The 16,189-nt window shown below is 38.3% G+C and carries 12 protein-coding genes; 4 read left to right on the top strand and 8 right to left on the bottom strand.

All coding sequences use genetic code 11. The annotated features are described in order from the left end of the window. Window positions 1-73: 73 nt before the first annotated feature. The 3 genes from F6K27_RS14070 to F6K27_RS14060 form a co-directional block, all read right to left on the bottom strand. A complete protein-coding gene (locus F6K27_RS14070) occupies window positions 74-2,098 on the bottom strand; it encodes a tetratricopeptide repeat protein (RefSeq protein WP_287276697.1) in 2,025 nt (674 codons plus the stop codon). A gap of 185 nt (window positions 2,099-2,283) precedes the next feature. Beyond that, window positions 2,284-2,649, bottom strand: coding sequence for a four helix bundle protein (locus tag F6K27_RS14065; protein WP_192901150.1), 366 nt, complete (start codon window positions 2,647-2,649; stop codon window positions 2,284-2,286). A gap of 198 nt (window positions 2,650-2,847) precedes the next feature. Next, window positions 2,848-4,149, bottom strand: coding sequence for an AAA-like domain-containing protein (locus F6K27_RS14060; RefSeq protein ID WP_287276696.1), 1,302 nt, complete (start codon window positions 4,147-4,149; stop codon window positions 2,848-2,850). 858 nt (window positions 4,150-5,007) lie between these two features. Between F6K27_RS14060 and F6K27_RS14055 the strand changes: the two genes are divergently transcribed. The 3 genes from F6K27_RS14055 to F6K27_RS14045 all read left to right on the top strand — a co-directional run bounded on the left by F6K27_RS14055 (window position 5,008) and on the right by F6K27_RS14045 (window position 9,952). Next, window positions 5,008-7,044, top strand: coding sequence for a DUF6851 domain-containing protein (locus F6K27_RS14055; protein WP_287276695.1), 2,037 nt, complete (start codon window positions 5,008-5,010; stop codon window positions 7,042-7,044). A 793-nt stretch (window positions 7,045-7,837) separates the two neighbouring features. Further along, window positions 7,838-8,368: a ferric reductase-like transmembrane domain-containing protein gene (locus F6K27_RS14050; protein ID WP_287276693.1), complete on the top strand. Its 531-nt coding sequence runs from the start codon at window positions 7,838-7,840 to the stop codon at window positions 8,366-8,368. Between the two features lie 195 nt (window positions 8,369-8,563). Further along, window positions 8,564-9,952 (top strand): WD40 repeat domain-containing protein, encoded by a 1,389-nt coding sequence (locus F6K27_RS14045; protein ID WP_287276692.1) that lies wholly within the window; start codon window positions 8,564-8,566, stop codon window positions 9,950-9,952. Window positions 9,953-9,982: 30 nt separating this feature from the next. On the opposite strand, the gene F6K27_RS14040 is transcribed toward F6K27_RS14045, so the two are convergent. Both F6K27_RS14040 and F6K27_RS14035 read right to left on the bottom strand, forming a co-directional pair. Next, the gene (locus tag F6K27_RS14040; RefSeq protein ID WP_287276691.1) at window positions 9,983-10,657 is read right to left on the bottom strand and encodes a discoidin domain-containing protein; all 675 of its coding nucleotides are present in this window, start codon (window positions 10,655-10,657) and stop codon (window positions 9,983-9,985) included. Window positions 10,658-10,796: 139 nt separating this feature from the next. Then, window positions 10,797-11,846 carry a low specificity L-threonine aldolase gene (locus F6K27_RS14035; protein ID WP_287276714.1) on the bottom strand — a complete coding sequence of 350 codons (1,050 nt, stop codon included), beginning with the start codon at window positions 11,844-11,846 and terminating at the stop codon, window positions 10,797-10,799. 871 nt (window positions 11,847-12,717) lie between these two features. Here F6K27_RS14035 and F6K27_RS14030 point away from each other — a divergent pair. Beyond that, on the top strand, window positions 12,718-13,206 hold the full coding sequence (locus tag F6K27_RS14030) for a GNAT family N-acetyltransferase (protein ID WP_287276690.1): 489 nt from the start codon (window positions 12,718-12,720) through the stop codon (window positions 13,204-13,206). A gap of 397 nt (window positions 13,207-13,603) precedes the next feature. Here F6K27_RS14030 and F6K27_RS14025 read toward each other — a convergent pair whose 3' ends face one another. The 3 genes from F6K27_RS14025 to prmC all read right to left on the bottom strand — a co-directional run bounded on the left by F6K27_RS14025 (window position 13,604) and on the right by prmC (window position 16,174). Then, window positions 13,604-14,551, bottom strand: a complete 948-nt coding sequence (locus tag F6K27_RS14025) for a sensor histidine kinase KdpD (RefSeq protein WP_287276688.1) — start codon at window positions 14,549-14,551, stop codon at window positions 13,604-13,606. A 34-nt stretch (window positions 14,552-14,585) separates the two neighbouring features. Continuing rightward, on the bottom strand, window positions 14,586-15,173 hold the full coding sequence (locus tag F6K27_RS14020; protein ID WP_287276687.1) for an L-threonylcarbamoyladenylate synthase: 588 nt from the start codon (window positions 15,171-15,173) through the stop codon (window positions 14,586-14,588). A 95-nt stretch (window positions 15,174-15,268) separates the two neighbouring features. Then, window positions 15,269-16,174: a peptide chain release factor N(5)-glutamine methyltransferase gene (prmC, locus tag F6K27_RS14015; RefSeq protein ID WP_287276686.1), complete on the bottom strand. Its 906-nt coding sequence runs from the start codon at window positions 16,172-16,174 to the stop codon at window positions 15,269-15,271. Between the last annotated feature and the right edge of the window lie 15 nt (window positions 16,175-16,189).

Raw genomic sequence — 16,189 nt, 5'->3', positions numbered from 1 at the left:
AATTTCCCCCTACTCCTTACTTCCTACTCCCTACTACCAAGATGTACCTCATCCACTAGAAAACTGCTGTAAGTCAATGCTCCCTAATATCCAAAGCACGTTGTTGAAAAAGTTCAGCTTCTTTATACTTTCCTTGCTCATAATAGAGATCTGCTAAATTCTTCAGACTGTGTGCAACATTACGATGCTTTACACCAAAGGTTTTTTCATTGATAGTCAAAGCACGTTCCAACAATAATTCTGCTTCTGCGTACCTTCCTTGCTCAGAGTAGATTTGTGCCAAATTGTACAGACTGTGTACAATATGAGGGTGGTCTGTACCCAAAGCTTTCTCATTGATAGTTAAAACACGCTGCAAAATAGGTTCCGCTTTTGTATATTTTCCTTGGGAATAGTAGAGTGCTGCCAAGTTGTTGAGACTATCTTCGATGTCGGGATGGTCTGTACCCAAAGCTTTCTCATTGATAGCTAAAGCACTATGCAATAGTGGTTCTGCATCTTTGTACTCTTCTTGAGAGTAGAATTGTGCCAATTTTTTGAGATTTTTCCCCTCGGCAAATCTATGATGTGATGAGCGTCGGCGATCGCCTCGTCTACGAAACCTAGGTGGCGGAGGTTGTTTGTCAGGTTGTGACAGTGGCCATAAGCTGAGAGCATCATCAGGTCTATGATGTGGTGGTTTGCGACCGCCTCGTCCATCAAACCTGGGTGGTGGTAGTTGCCGATCGCCTCGTCCATCAAACCTGGGTGGTGGTGGTCGCCGATCGCCTCGTTCATCAAATCTGGGTGGTGGTGGTTTGCGACCGCCTCGTTCATCAAACCTAGGTGGTGGTGGTTTGCGATCGGTGAGGGGAATTTGACTCTGCATCAAGCGATCGGAATCATGTAATTCAAGTTTTTGTTGCCGCCATCCCAAAGCAAGTAAACTAATAACTCCTCCCCAAATTAAACTAGGATAAACAAAACGCATCCACATTTTTTTAGGAGTCTGTTTATCCCGATCTTTTGCTAAAATTGCCAACTGTTCCTCAATCCAATTTAGATTAAAAATTGTCCGATAAATTTTGTTAAAAACAACTAATCTATCTTGTTTTTTTACAACTATTCCTGACAAACGTAGTACCATTTGTATTCGACTTTCATCAGTTTTAACTCCTCCCCGCAGCAGAATTTTTCTATATAGTCTAAGTAATTCAGGTGTAAGTTGATTTTGACTAAGTAAATGATGCCGAATATATGTTAAATGAGTGGGATAATCTTTTTCTTGCCAATATGTCAAAATATGTTCTTCTACTAACTTATCAATATCCGGCTCAGTGCTATCTGTATGATCGACAATAATTTGACAAAGTTTCTGAGTTAAAAATGGTTGACCTCCAGTCCAATCGAAAACTCGCCGTAAAACAATTTCCGGCTCTTCTACTATTCCTATTAATCCCTGAGTTAAATTTTTTCCTTCTTGAAAATTTAATGCTGTTAATTCAATGGGATGACCAATATTAAAAGGAGTATGTCTTCCATCTCTAATTAAATCTTCTGGAGTTGCTACTCCAAAAAAACAAAAAATCAGCCGATGATAATCAGAATTTTCATCCTCAGCTCGGCGATTATAACAAGAGCGAATAAAAGCTAAAAATTCATTTTTAAAGGGTAAATTTACCAGTAAATCAATTTCATCCAGAAAAATATAGATTTTTTCAGTGGAAAAATTCACAAATAAAATCTCTTCAATAAACCTAGCCAAACGCTGAATATTTGTCAAACTTTGATAACCTTGAATCCAGTCTTGATAATTAATGCTATAAGCTAAACCAAATCCCCGAAATAGTTCTTCTAAAAAACCATCATACCAAGATTGTTTTTGAATAGAAAAATCACCTAATCTACTCATATCTATTGCTGCACATTTACAACCTTGAGACCGTAATTTTTTCATCACTTTTACCCGCAAACTAGATTTACCCATTTGACGAGCATTAAACACATAACAATATTCTCCACTTTGCAGTTTTTCATATAATTCTGCATCTTGTTTTCTCATTACATAAGTAGGGTCATTAGCGGATAAACCCCCACCACTTAATTTATAACTAACCATAATATTTTAAGAAGGAGACAGGAGACAGGAGTCAGGAGACAGGAGGGAGGAAGAGGGAGTAAGAAGGAGACAGGACTTACGCAAATTCACTTTGAAAGCGCCATATGTAGGGGCGAATGCCATTCGCCCTCACTCTATTTAGTTTCCGTAGGAGACAGGAGGAAGAAAGAGTAGGAATTAGGAGATTATTTGCGTTGTTCAATTGCGTTTATATATGAATCTAATAGTTTACTTACTTCTTCTAGATCCAGTAGAAGTTTTGAAGTATCTCCGTATCCAAGGTCATTTGCCAGAATTAGGTAATACCGACTTTCTTCTAATGAACCTTGTGCAATATTCAAAAATCGGATTTTATCTGCTAGACCCTTTTTTCTAAAGCCTTCTACTATATTAGCTGGTACTGATACGGATGCTCGCCTTAACTGACTTGTTAATCCATAGGTTTCTGTTTTTGGGAAATTGCTGCTAAAACCATAGACATCTAAAACAAGTTGATGTGCTTTTTGCCAAACTATTAAATCTCGAAAGTTTTTAGCAGGTTCTCTTTTCATTCTGACTCCTGATTCCATCTTCAAACTACGCTCCAAAAAGCATCATTCTAACTCCTAACTTCCAAAAAGCCAACTCCTGACTTCTAACTCCTTCTTCCAACTCCTGTCTCCTGTCTCCTGACTCCTTCTTCCAACTCCTGTCTCCTGTCTCCTATCTCCTGACTCCTTCTTCCATCTCCTGTCTCCTGACTCCTTCTTTTATCCCAACCGTTCCTGAAAATATTGTCGATATAACTGACAACGAGGTTCAGCATCATCACCTTTAATTGTAATTAATCCCATAGCTTCTAATTGATGTAATTCTCGATTTTTATTGGGTAAACGTACTGGAGAATTACTTTGTAAGATTTTGTGAAAAACTGCTTTAATATTTGTCTTTTCTAATATTGTTTCTAAATGTCTACTTAAATGTTCTTGATAAATTCCGCTTTCAGTAGGAGCATATTTTAATAGTTCTGTAATGGTTAATTCATCCTGAGACATTTTGTACAATCCTAATCTGATTAAATAAGGATGTCCTCCCACCATTGACATTAAAGGAGCAACTACTCCTGACTCTAGTTGATGTAAGTACGCTAACTGAGTTACCTGCTCTAATGTAAATTCTTTTAACTCTATAGGTAAACCAACATTAAAAGGAGATTGATAAATATTTAATTTGCCATGATATTCTGTGGAATAAGCAATTATCATTCGTAGATTTTCCCAAATTTCTAAGTTATTGCTTTCTTCATACCAACTCCTTAACATGGCAAAAAAATCTTTAGATATTTCTGGATAGTTAAAAATTTCATCCACTTCATCTAAGAGTAATACTACTTCTTGCTCTAAATGATAGAGTAGTGCTTCAAATTCTTGAGTGCAAGATATTTTAGCATTGTGATTATCCCAAATTTTCCAGCTTTGACTATCAGTAAACCGACTTTTGATATTTTTGTTAAATGCTTTCAGAAAATTATTAATATTACTGATATTTTCTGGTTCAATTAGGCTATCAAATCTGAGATAAATCGGAATATAGTTGTTATTATTTGCTTTTGCTTGTATCCTCCGCAACAGAGAAGTTTTACCCATTTGTTTTGGTGCTTTTATTCTCACTAGCGAACCAGGTTCTTCTATTTTTTCATAACATTCAGACTCAATAGAACAACGTTTAATTCGATAACGTTCTATATAAAAAGGAGAGTCTTGTTTTTCTGGTCTACCAGGAATAATAATTTTGTTAGTCTTAAAACCATAGTCAGCTCTTAACTGAGGATCAACTAAGTTTGATTGATATTTGCTGAATGTTTCCAATAAAAATTCCCTAAATGAACTATGATTCTTGGGTAGATTAAATTTGGTAGCGATCGCTTTTAATTTTTTCCCTACATTTGATGTATCCCATTTCATTGACTGAGCAATTTGTTCATATTTATTACCTGCTAAAAATAAACTTAATGTTTTTACTTCATCATCTGCCAAGCTAGAGTAAATGTGTTCAAAAATTTGTTGATTCATCAATTTTATTTTTAAATTTGACTAAAATTAATGTAAGCATTCAGCCGTCAGCTATCAGCTATCAGCTATTGCTTTTAGTTAGTAATAAAAGCTTTCTTATATTATATCCAGAGAATTAACGAAAAAAAAATTTTTGTTTTACGAGCTTTAATTATAACTATGCCTTTTAATTTGGATAAATTAAGTTTTACTAAGGTTGTTTAAATCAAGATAACTTAACAAAGATTAGAAAGTCAAGATTAACATTAATAAGATTAAAATTACAGCCAATATATTTTTCGGCGTTGCATAAATGCGGGATGATTTTAATAGTTTTGTGGAATGGGCATCTTGCCCGTTCCTGATATTTTCCCGTTCCTGATATTTTCACCGCAGACAGGGACAGGCAGGATGCCTGCCCCCACTGGAAATACATTCTTTTAATTCTATAAAGCTGATAGCTGACCACTGAATGCTTACTCTAAGAGAAACCTTGACTACTGGATAAAATGTGAATCATATTTTCAGGTACATTCCTTACTATCTGCTGAATGTGAAAATATTTTCACATTGATGAGGATTAATTCATTTTTCTAGTTAGTGAAGATGTAACCTGAAATTTACTGTCATTTATTCCCCATTTGAAATTTAGCTGAATTAAGATTATTTGTAAAGGGAAGAAAGATAATTTTAATCCAAGATAATAGCTTTTAGATTAGAATAAGTTAAGAAAAAATCATTAACTTGCCATTGTCCCAAAAATATCCCTTGTCTGATAGCTGATTATTTCACAGCTTGACTACTAGAAAATCATCATCAAGCAAAATAATTGCTTTCCTAATTCCCCTTTCACAATAATCAGAAATACAAACAAAAAAGATGAACTCATTATTAGAAGATCAGCAAAACTTTGACTCCGAAGATACTAATAATAACATCAATCTCACCCTCGATCCGGAAACTCAACTCGTAACAGTAGATGACTCTTCACCAAGTATTTCCGTTTTATGGGACCGAGCAGTACAACAAGCAGTTATCAATACTTCCCCAGGTCCAACCATTGCTTCCCGTGCTTATGCGATCGTACACACAGCTATCTACGATGCTTGGAGTGCTTACGACCCATTAGCAGTAGGAACTCAATTAGAAGATGACCTACAACGTCCCCTTTCAGAAAACACCGATGCCAACAAAACTGAAGCCATGAGTTTTGCTGCTTATCGAGTACTGTCAGAATTATTTCCCACTGAGACAGAACTTTTCAACGAATTGATGGCTGAACTTGGCTACGATCCTAACAACACAACCACCGATACTACTACTCCTGCTGGCATTGGTAACGTTGCCGCTGAAGCACTATTAACATTCCGTCGAAACGATGGCTCAAATCAACTAGGAAATGACCCCAATGGTGACGGTACTCCCTACTCCGACATCAGCGACTATGAACCAAGTAATCCCATTGGAGACCCCATTGACATCGAACTATGGACTCCCGAAACAATTCCCATTGATGCTGAACCCGGTGAGGAAGAGCGAGTGCAAACATTTCTCACTCCTCAGTGGGGTGATGTCATACCTTTTAGTCTCGCTTCAGGTGATATATTTCGACCAACAGCACCAGAACCATTCTTGCTAGTAGATGGTGAAGTAGACTTGGAAGCACGCACAATTACTCTAGCAGACGGTTCAGTTATCGAAATTACTCCAGATATTATTGGTACTATTATTAATCCTGCATTCATTGAGCAAACAGAAGAAGTTATCGCAATTAGTGCTAACCTCACAGACGAGCAAAAATTAGTTGCAGAATTTTGGGAAGATGGCGGTGGTACATCCTTCCCTCCAGGAACTTGGATGACTTTCGGCCAATTTGTCTCAGCTAGAGATGACAATACATTAGATGAGGATGTCAAACTCTTCTTTAATTTGGGCAACGCAGTATTTGATGCCGGAATTGCCACTTGGGAATCTAAAACTTTTTATGACTATGCTCGTCCGGTACGAACAGTAAGGGAACTAGGAGAACTAGGGTTAATTGGGGAGTTTAATGCAGAGCTTGGTGGTTTTGCCATCGATGCTTGGGCAGGTCCTGGAGAAGGCACTCAAACTATTTTGGCTACTGATTTTCTCACCTATCAAACTCCTGGTAGTGACCCTTCACCTCCTTTCGCTGAATATGTATCTGGTCATAGTACCTTCAGTGCTGCTGCTGCTGAAATTCTCCAACTTTTTACTGGTAGCGATGATTTTGGTGCTTCGATAACTTTTCAAGCTGGTGAGTCTCGTTTTGAACCTGGTGTGACACCAGAAGAACCTATAACTTTAGAGTGGGAAACTTTTAGTGAAGCTGCTGATGAAGCTGGTATTTCTCGTCTTTATGGTGGTATTCACTTTGAAGATGGCGACCTCAATGGTAGAGCGTTGGGGCAACAGATAGCGGAAAGTGTCTGGCAAGAAACTCAGTTAGCGATCGCTCCTAATGTCACTATCGGTACAGATGAGGATGATGATTTAATCGGGACAACTGCAAATAATCTCATGTACGGAAATAGGGGTGATGATATCATCCAAAGTTTAGATGGTAACGACTTGCTTCATGGAGGCAAAGGTGACGATCTACTTGATGGTGGTCTAGGAGATGATATTATTGGTGGTCAGACCGGTGATGATATTCTCACTGGTGGACTCGGTGGGGATATGTTTGAGTTCGGGTTTGGTGATGGTGACAATATTATCACTGATTTTGAAGATGGAATAGATGTCATTGGTTTAGAGGATGGTTTGAGTTTCGAGCAGTTGACAATTTCTCAGATAGGAAATGACACTCGCATTAGTACTGAACGACTTTCTATTACATTGCAGGATGTACAGGACAGCGCGATCGGCATTGATGATTTTCTTGAGATTGTTTGAGTAATATCATTAGGAGTCAGAAGTCAGGAGTCAGGAGTCAGGAGAAGAGAGAATCACTTTGATGAGCGTAGTTATGAAAATTGGAGAATTTTTTTATCATTTTCTTTGTGGGTTTAATACCCCACCGTCAACGGGGGTGTTCACGCATTACTTGGGGGAGCGAATCCCCATGTAATTTTCCTCCTGTCTCCTGTCTCCTGTCTCCTGTCTCCTTCTTCAAGTCCAATTCCCCCGGATTTGATATCATTTCAGTTATCAATACCTTCTTCCTACTACTATAAAAGCTTTGCAATTTTATAGTTCAGGACTTACCCATGAGGCACGAAAAACAGGGATTTGAGATTGCTTTCCTATGGGTCGCAATGACGAAAAGACCTTGTACTTTGTAAGTCCTATAGTTTTTGGCAAACTCCATATCTCAAAATGAATGAGGTTTTACTTTGACACATAGTATTTTGACAAATTTATGAAAATATGATACCAGGTACTAGAAAAAATAAGGAGATACTATGTTATATTATCAAAACTTACGCATGAGCTACGAAAAACTAGGATTTGAGATTGCTATCCGTTCCTGACTGCTGCGCAAACCCTGTCGGTCGCTGCGGACGAAAATACGTTGTACTGCATAAGTCCTAATTATGTCCGGATAAGAGCGTGATCAAAAAACTTTCTCCTTCTTCTACTGTTCTTCCTCTTCCTTATTCCATCTCCTGACTCCTGTCTCCTGTCTCCTGACTCCTTCTTCCATCTCCTGACTCCTCCGTCGTTTATTTATAAATATTCAACCAACATGATATTAGATACAGCACCACTTGCTAACTACTTAGGTTTATTCGGATTAATATGCTATATCCTCACTTTACTACCAACAATTTTGAGGATTGTTTTTCCCACAACCAAAAAAACAGAACTTCCTAAATTTTTATTGAAATATCGTCGTCAAATAGGTGTAATTGCTTTTTTATTTGCTCTTGGTCATGGAGTTTTGCTACTTAGCAAAAGAAACTTTGATGTTTTTGATTCCCAAACATATTCGATATATGGAACAGGAATAGTGACTTTAATTATTTTCACACTCCTAACAATCACTTCTAATGATTGGAGTATAAAAAAAATGAAGAAAAATTGGAAGAAATTACATCAATTGACATATTTTGCCATGTTTATTTTAGTCTGGCACGTCATATATACAATGTGGGGTCATTGGAGTCATATCACCCCATTAGGAGTAATCGGAATTACTGGCACCACAATTTTATTTATTGCTAGAAAACTGATAGAGCGCAATAAAAAATCAGTAAAAATAAAAGCCGAAAATTAAACCAAAAGTAAAAATTAATCATAGCATTTCTCAGGCTAGTGAGGTACTTTTATCTTTCTTCCCTGTTGCCTATTGCCTATTGCCTGTTGCCTGTTGCCTGTTGCCTATTGCCTAAAACCTAGAATCTTGTACCTCACCAGTATGGCAATTGCTATATCAACTTTTCCAAATTAAGAAATCTCACAATTAAAATCTATGCTAACCCCACAACAGTTCCGTAAATATGCCACAATAATATCAGCAACTACTATAACAAATCTTGGTGGGTTGTGGTTGTGGCGATCGCTTTCAACACCAACTACAAACTTGACTCAAGAACCAGAAAAAACAACTCTACCCTCCCTTACTCTTTCCGGACACAAAGGATGGGTATATGCAGTTGCTATTAGTCCAGATGGCAAAACCATGGCCAGCAGCGGTTATGATGGCACGATCAAAATTTGGAACTTCAGCAATGGTCAGTTGCTGAATACCATAGATGCTCACAAAGATGCCATCGAATCTCTTGCCATTAGTTCAGATGGAAAAGTCCTCGCTAGTGGCAGTTGGGATAACCGCATCAAACTTTGGCATCTTGTCAACGGCAAACTCATTCAAACCCTCGAAGGTCATACCGATGATGTGAAAGCTATAGCTATTAGCGTTGATGGTCAGACTCTTGCTAGCGGAAGTTATGATGGCACAATCAAAATTTGGAATCTTAAAACTGGATCTGTTGAGCGGAATTTTAAACATTCCAGTCCCATTACATCTCTCGCTTTTAGTTCTGATGGAGAAATGCTTGCTAGTGGCAGTAAAAATGGTCAAATTCAAACTTGGCAAGTGAATACAGGTAAACAACTCCACTCATTAGCAGCACATAAAAACACCATTTGGGCGATCGCTTTTAGTCCCGATGGCAAAATCCTTGCTAGTGGGAGTCAAGACCAAAAAGTTAAGTTATGGCAGGTAGAAACTGGTCAACTTCTATGCACTCTAGACGGACATGACAAAGCAGTTTTATCTGTTGCCTTTAGTCCCGATAGTCAGACTCTTGCTAGTAGTAGTTACGACAAAAAAATTCATCTGTGGGATGTAGATACAGAAGAAATACTAGAAACATTTAAAGGTCATGCTAAACCTGTTTGGTCTGTAAATTTTAGCCCTGATGGACAAACTCTTGCCAGTGGGGGTGCCGATAGCACAATTAAACTTTGGTCTATGTCTGCTTTGAGTAATAAACAGTTACAGAATACAACTGCCTCATCTGCTGTGGTAGAAGTTGTTGCGTCAGAGATTACCGATCAAGCTAAGTTAGAAGAGTTAAACCAAAAATTGTATGACCGAATTGACCAAAGTTGGCAACAAACACCAGTATGGTACGAAGATTTAGTTTTTTGCATCACAGTTAATGTTGATGGAGCGATCGCCAAATTAGAAACTATGAATGAACCTGCTAATAAGTATGCAGAGCAAACACCTTTACCCAAGTTATTCAATACTGCTAAATCTGAAATTACTGAGCAGAAGTCTGTTGCTTTATTCCGAGTAGTGATGACTCCAACAGGTGTACTTGAGGTTAGTCCTTGGTCTGGTTGGTTATAGTGGAAGTTGCTTTCAATTGAGGCTGTAAACCTATTTTTCTTGCTTCTGTTTGCCCTTGAGGGAAGTAGCACCAAAAGCACCTACTGCTAATAAACCTAGTAGAAAAGTAGGTTCAGGTACAGACTCAGCAGTCTCAGCAGTAGCAAAAGCAACTTCGCCGATAGCACAAACATTTGGATCACAGGCTGTTATCTCAAATTGGACGAATTGTGCATTAACAACTGAGCCGAAATCAATGACTTCTGCAGGATAGTCAGTATTGGGTGGATTATCGATCGGAGAGACTCCACTCAAAACAGTAGAGAAATTCATTCCATCATTGGAAGACAATATATTGAAAGAGAAAATCCCGGCACCCTCCTCGTTCCAAAGAGCAAGGCGGTCAATAGCCAAAACACTACCGAGATCGTAGGTTACAGTTTGGGATGCCCCTTGAAAATTAGTGAACCATTCGTTACCAGAGAAGAGGATACTGTGTATCGGATTTAGGCCGAGATAAGCATCAAAATCATCTACGCCACTCGTAAATCCAATACTGAGACCTGATTGGTCAATAGTGTTGCCAATTTCGCCACCAGGTGTAAACTCTGAAGTTGCTGTTGCACCTACTGGACTGACGATCAAAGCAGCCTTAGCTTGGTCAATACCTACCAGCATAGTTAAACCTAATGTTACACCAGCAGCAATGGAAAGCTTTTTCGACATGATTAAATCTCCTTAGAAAATTTATTAAATTTATTTTTATTGCCTACAACATTAATCTACCCTTCCACCCCGATTTATGCAACCCCTTTATGCTCAACTTTGCAGAATCTTTAATTTTTCAGAAAATATACGGAGATTTCTATTCCGTCACATTAACTACAGAATGAGACCGAACACTTTCCAAAAAAGCATCTACATCCTCATCCCTAGTATTAAAAGTAGTTACAAGTCGAATGATGGGTAAAGTTCCCTCCTGCCAAACATAAAACTGAAAACCATCCGCTCTCAAACCTGTCACCACAGACTCAGGAATTTCTACAAAAATTTCATTTGCCTCCACTGGATGACATAACCTGACTGAAGGAAACTTGACCAAACCTTGCGCTAATTTTGTAGCCATCTGATTAGCATTACTGGCATTTTTCAACCATAGATCATCAGTAATATAAGCTTCTAACTGAGCTGACAAATATCGCATTTTTGAGAATAAATGCCCACTGCGTTTGCGACGGTAGCCAAATGTTTTTGCTAATTCTTGATTAAAAAAGACCACTGCCTCCGCTGCCATCGCTCCATTTTTAGTGGCTCCAAAACACAATACATCCACCCCCACTCGCCAAGTTATATCTGCTGGGGCACAACCCAAACTAACAACAGCATTAGCAAAACGCGCTCCATCCATATGTAGATAAAGATTGCGATCATGAGTTAACTTTGCTATTTCAGCTATATCTTCTGGTAAATAAACTGTTCCCGCTTCTGTCGCTTGGGTAATACTAACTGCTGCTGGTTGAACATGATGCACTATACCAATACCAGCTTTTTCTAATGCCGTTGCTAAGTCAGAAGGATTAATTTGAGCATCTGTACCACTGAGCGTCACCAGTTTCGCACCACCCGTATAAAATTCTGGGGCACCACATTCATCTACATTAATATGAGATTCAGCATGACAATAAATAGCTCCATAAGGAGGAGCGATCGCTGATAAAGCAAGAGCATTAGCAGCGGAACCCGTAGCAACAGGGAAAATTATCACAGGAGCTTCAAATAATTTTGATAATTTAGCTTCCAAGCGTTGAGTATATTCATCTGCACCATAAGGCATTGCAGACCCTTCATTAGCAGCTATCACAGCAGCCATAATTTCTGGACATATTTCAGTAACATTATCACTACAAAAGTTCATATTTCCCATATTGTTAACTTGATTTTGCTAAAGGACTAAAAAAATTGGCGTTGCTAAATAAATGTATGATTTCACAGGAGTCAGGAGTCGTCGGAGCAGATGGCCATATAGCCTGACGGCATGGACTTCGCAATTGCGCCCCTACATGATATCAGTAGGTACAAAGGAGTTTTTCGGTGACTAAGATAGTGGAACTTACACCCTCGTAGAGTCTATATTTACCTGAATAACGCAGCACCAAATATTAATTACTGCTGATCAATAGACATCTCCGGAAACTAAGTTTTTGTCCAGGTCTGACAAGGGTCTGAGATTAATTATCGCAGAGGTATAATGGTTATTATTAATTATATATAGTAAAAATTACACACAAAAAAAACTTTTCATATAAAATTATAGCTAATTCAATTTGTTATCAAATCTTGACATAACTAAGAAAAAACATCTTCTTAGTATATTGATAATTAGAAAAAAGAATGATACTATACAAAATAGTTAAGAAATAAACCTCAACTATTACTAGCTTTCAAAATTTGGAGGTAAGTAAAATAATCTACAATCAAAACAGCACTCAAAAAATATCAAATAACCTGAATATATTTATTAGTTTTATTTCTGTTTGAACGGAAAAAAGCTGATATAAAAGATAAAGATACAAATTAGTCCAAAAATCTATTCAATAGAAACAAAAATAGGCAAAAGTAAAAATTATTTATCAAAATAATTGGGTCTAAAACCCCGCCTTGATTAGCGAAATATTTTTGGAGGGTTGCTCACACATCCCCGTGACAAAAATAACTTCTGATTTCTGACTTCTAACTTCTGACTTCGTTAATGACTCCTATTGAAATTTATAGAGAACTGACTAAACATGAAAAACACTACCAGAGATTATCGTCATATACAATTCTGCGAAGGTAACTCAAAAGTAGATATTGCCCAACTGGTGGCTTTATTTGATTCCGCAGCAGTATGGGCAAAAAATAGAAAAATAGAAGATTTAGAAATAGCCATTGCAAACAGCAACCCAGTCGTGAGTGTATGGGATAGTCAAAAAATGATAGGTTTTGGTCGTGCTACATCAGACTGCGTATACAGAGGTACAATTTGGGACATAGTCATTCACCCAAACTATCAAGGTGGAGGACTAGGACGCAAATTAGTGCAAACAATTTTAAGTAATCCACGAATGTGCCATGTAGAACGAGTCTACCTAATGACAACCTACCAACAGGATTTCTACAAACGCATAGGATTTCAATACAACCAAAACACAACAATGATATTGCACAATCAACCAATGGAAGGAGAAATAGAATTAACAACTAGGAACAAAGCATTACTACTTGCTCAAAAGTAATATCATGTCCGGTTGAACAGTGATAAATAAATAACTACGGAGGAGTCAGGAGTCAACCCACCCCCGCCCCTCCCAGGAGGGGAGTCAGGAGTCAGGAGGGTTTGCTGAATAAATCTGAAAGTATTGATAAATAAAGGCATTAGCCTTTTTGGGGTTCAAAAAAGCGCCAGCTTTTCGGTGCCAAGAGCTGCAAAAAGCTAGTATTTTGGGCTGACTATGGTAGAAAAATCATTCTTACAATTCTTACTCCTACCTCCTTGCTCCTGTCTTCCCCTCCTGGGAGGGGGAGGGGCGAGGGGTGGGTTTTCTCCTGTCTCCTGTCTCCTGTCTCCTGTCTACTATCCCTACTAAAAGACTTTTTCAGCAAACCCTAAGTAATTAAGATTAATATCATACACTAATTCACCAACGCCGAACTCTCATTGTTTTCTATACTCATAGGAATAGAACATTGAGTCCGGTTAAAATCAGACTCCTTACCATCAGAAGGTGTTGCCAATACCTCTAAACGTCCATTCATTATTCCTAACAAAGTTTGATTCATTAACAACCTCATACCAGGAGAAAGCTGAAAATCACAACTCACAACCTTTTCTGTTTTCTCCTCATGACTCTGTTTGAGTAAATCCCAAGACTCACTCCACGCACTAACTGGACGTTGATCGTCAATCCAGATATTAACATAACCAGATTCTTGTGCGGGATGAACAGAAACATTAATACTGCCTTCATTCATTTCGGCGATCGCAGTATCAACTAAACCAATCAAAACCTGCTTCAGACGAGACTCATCCGCCAAAACATAAATATTAGGGTCTGGAGGTAATATCTTCAAACGAATACTACGGTTAGCAGCTTGTAAACAAGTTAAATCATCCACCGCCTCTAACACTTTACTAAGCTGAAGCGGTTCTATTTTAAGTTTTTCAGTACCATGCTCGGTTTTAGCAACATCAATAATTCGATCAAGTAGTTCCAAAGTTTTTAACGCAGAATTATACGCTTGGTTAGCAAATTCACGTTCCTCTTCCGGGTTATCAGCTAAATCAAAAATAATTAACTGTAGCGTACTAATCATACTATTCATCGGCGATCGCAACTCATGAGAAGTTCGAGCCAAAAAACCAGCCTTAAACTTACTCATTTCCGATGCCATCTGGTATGCAAGTTGAGTCTGTTTCAGTTGCTCTAAAAGTTCTTCTAGTGGATCTAAATTAGATACTTCAGGTGATGACACCACAGAAGGTGTTGACAAGTTCTCAGTTTTTTGCCTCAACCATAACCTGCCGCCTATTAGTCCAAACCCTAATCCTAATGCCAAGAATAAAAAATCGTTCCATCCCATGGGAATAAAAATATTAAAAAATATAACCGTACCCTTAAAATTTTAACTTGACCGCTCCCTGACGCAGGATTTCCCAACAACTAATTTCGTTCCACTTAGCAACAGTAGAAGGCACTCCAGAAGCCAAGATTATCTCCTGTTCGTGGGACAATACTAAAACATCTGGAAATTGAGCATTAATTTCAGCCATTCGACCCAGGGGAGGTTGACCTGAGAAATTAGCACTTGTAGTAGCCAAAGGCCCTGTTTGAGCCATAATTTCCCTAGCAATATCACAATTAGGTATCCTGATTCCAATAGTAGTTGGGTCAAAAGGGTTCATTTCTCTAGGAACTATTTCCGAAGCTGGCAGCACCAAAGTTAAAGGTCCAGGCCAATACTTCTGAGCAACCTCTTGCCATAACTGCAACTCTTCATTACTTCCTCGAACATAAGGCCACAAAGATGCGGGAGTTGCCCCCATCAAAATCAAAGGTTTATCTAGACTACGACGTTTTGCTTGAAAAATTAAATCTGCTTTTTGAGGCAGAGCCGCTAATGCTGGTACAGTATCGGTGGGAAAGCTAACTAGATTAGCAGAGATAGCCCCTTTAATTAGAGTCTCAATAGATACTAAACTCATTTTTATTTTTTTATTTTTAATTTTGAAGACGTTTATCAATTTTGGTATTTCCGACAATAAAAACCTTCAATCATTAGAGCTGAATAAAATGATAATTACTTCAAATAAGCCATAGCAAACCGAGCAACACCCTCAAGATCCGGAAAAATCTCAACCTGACAATAAGCTCCATCATCTTTCAACATTTCAGCAACCTGATCCGCTTGTCCATCCATCATCTCCACCAACCAAACACCACCAGAAACTAAATATAGTGGAGCTGTTTCAATCAAAAATCTAATACAGTCTAGGCCATCAATACCACCATCAAGAGCAAGATGAGGCTCATGTTTCCTGACTTCTGGTTGCAAAGTAGAAACCATATCGCTAGGAATATAAGGAGGGTTAGCCACCATTCCACTCACTTTACCTCGCAAATGCTCCAATGGTTCCCACCAAGAACCTTGACAAAAATTTATCTTGTTCCCTAAACCCAATTTTGTCCCATTCTGTCTAGCAATAGCTAAAGCTTCTGGACTACAATCCACAGCATAAATAGAAGCTTCTGTCAATACTTCTGCCAACCCAAAAGCAATCGCTCCACTGCCAGTTCCCAGATCCACCCAATTTCCTTGTTGAAGATGGGAAACACTATTAGTAGCTGCTACAACCAGATCGATTAAACACTCTGTTTCTGGCCTTGGTATCAAAACCCCAAAACCCACCTCCAAAGAAAAATTCCGCCAATAAGTAACCCCTATTAAATATTGAAGCGGAACCTTTTCATTTAAACGTCTATACCAAAGATTATTCAACTCAACTAAAGAAAGCCTCATTGAAATATTAGGCCAATCTTTAAAAGACTCTAAACGAAGCGTTAATCGATCTAGTCCAGCAAATTCTTGCAACAACCAATCAACCTCAGCAACATAGATACCTGCCTTTAAACCATCACTCTGAGCACTGCGATACCATTGCCAAAGGTCTAGACCTGAAACTACACACTCCGAAGAAAAGTCCATTAATCGCGATCGCTT

It is taken from the genome of Okeania sp. SIO2F5 (assembly GCF_010692685.1).
GTDB lineage: Bacteria > Cyanobacteriota > Cyanobacteriia > Cyanobacteriales > Microcoleaceae > Okeania > Okeania hirsuta.
This window is presented reverse-complemented; position numbering and strand designations above follow the sequence as displayed.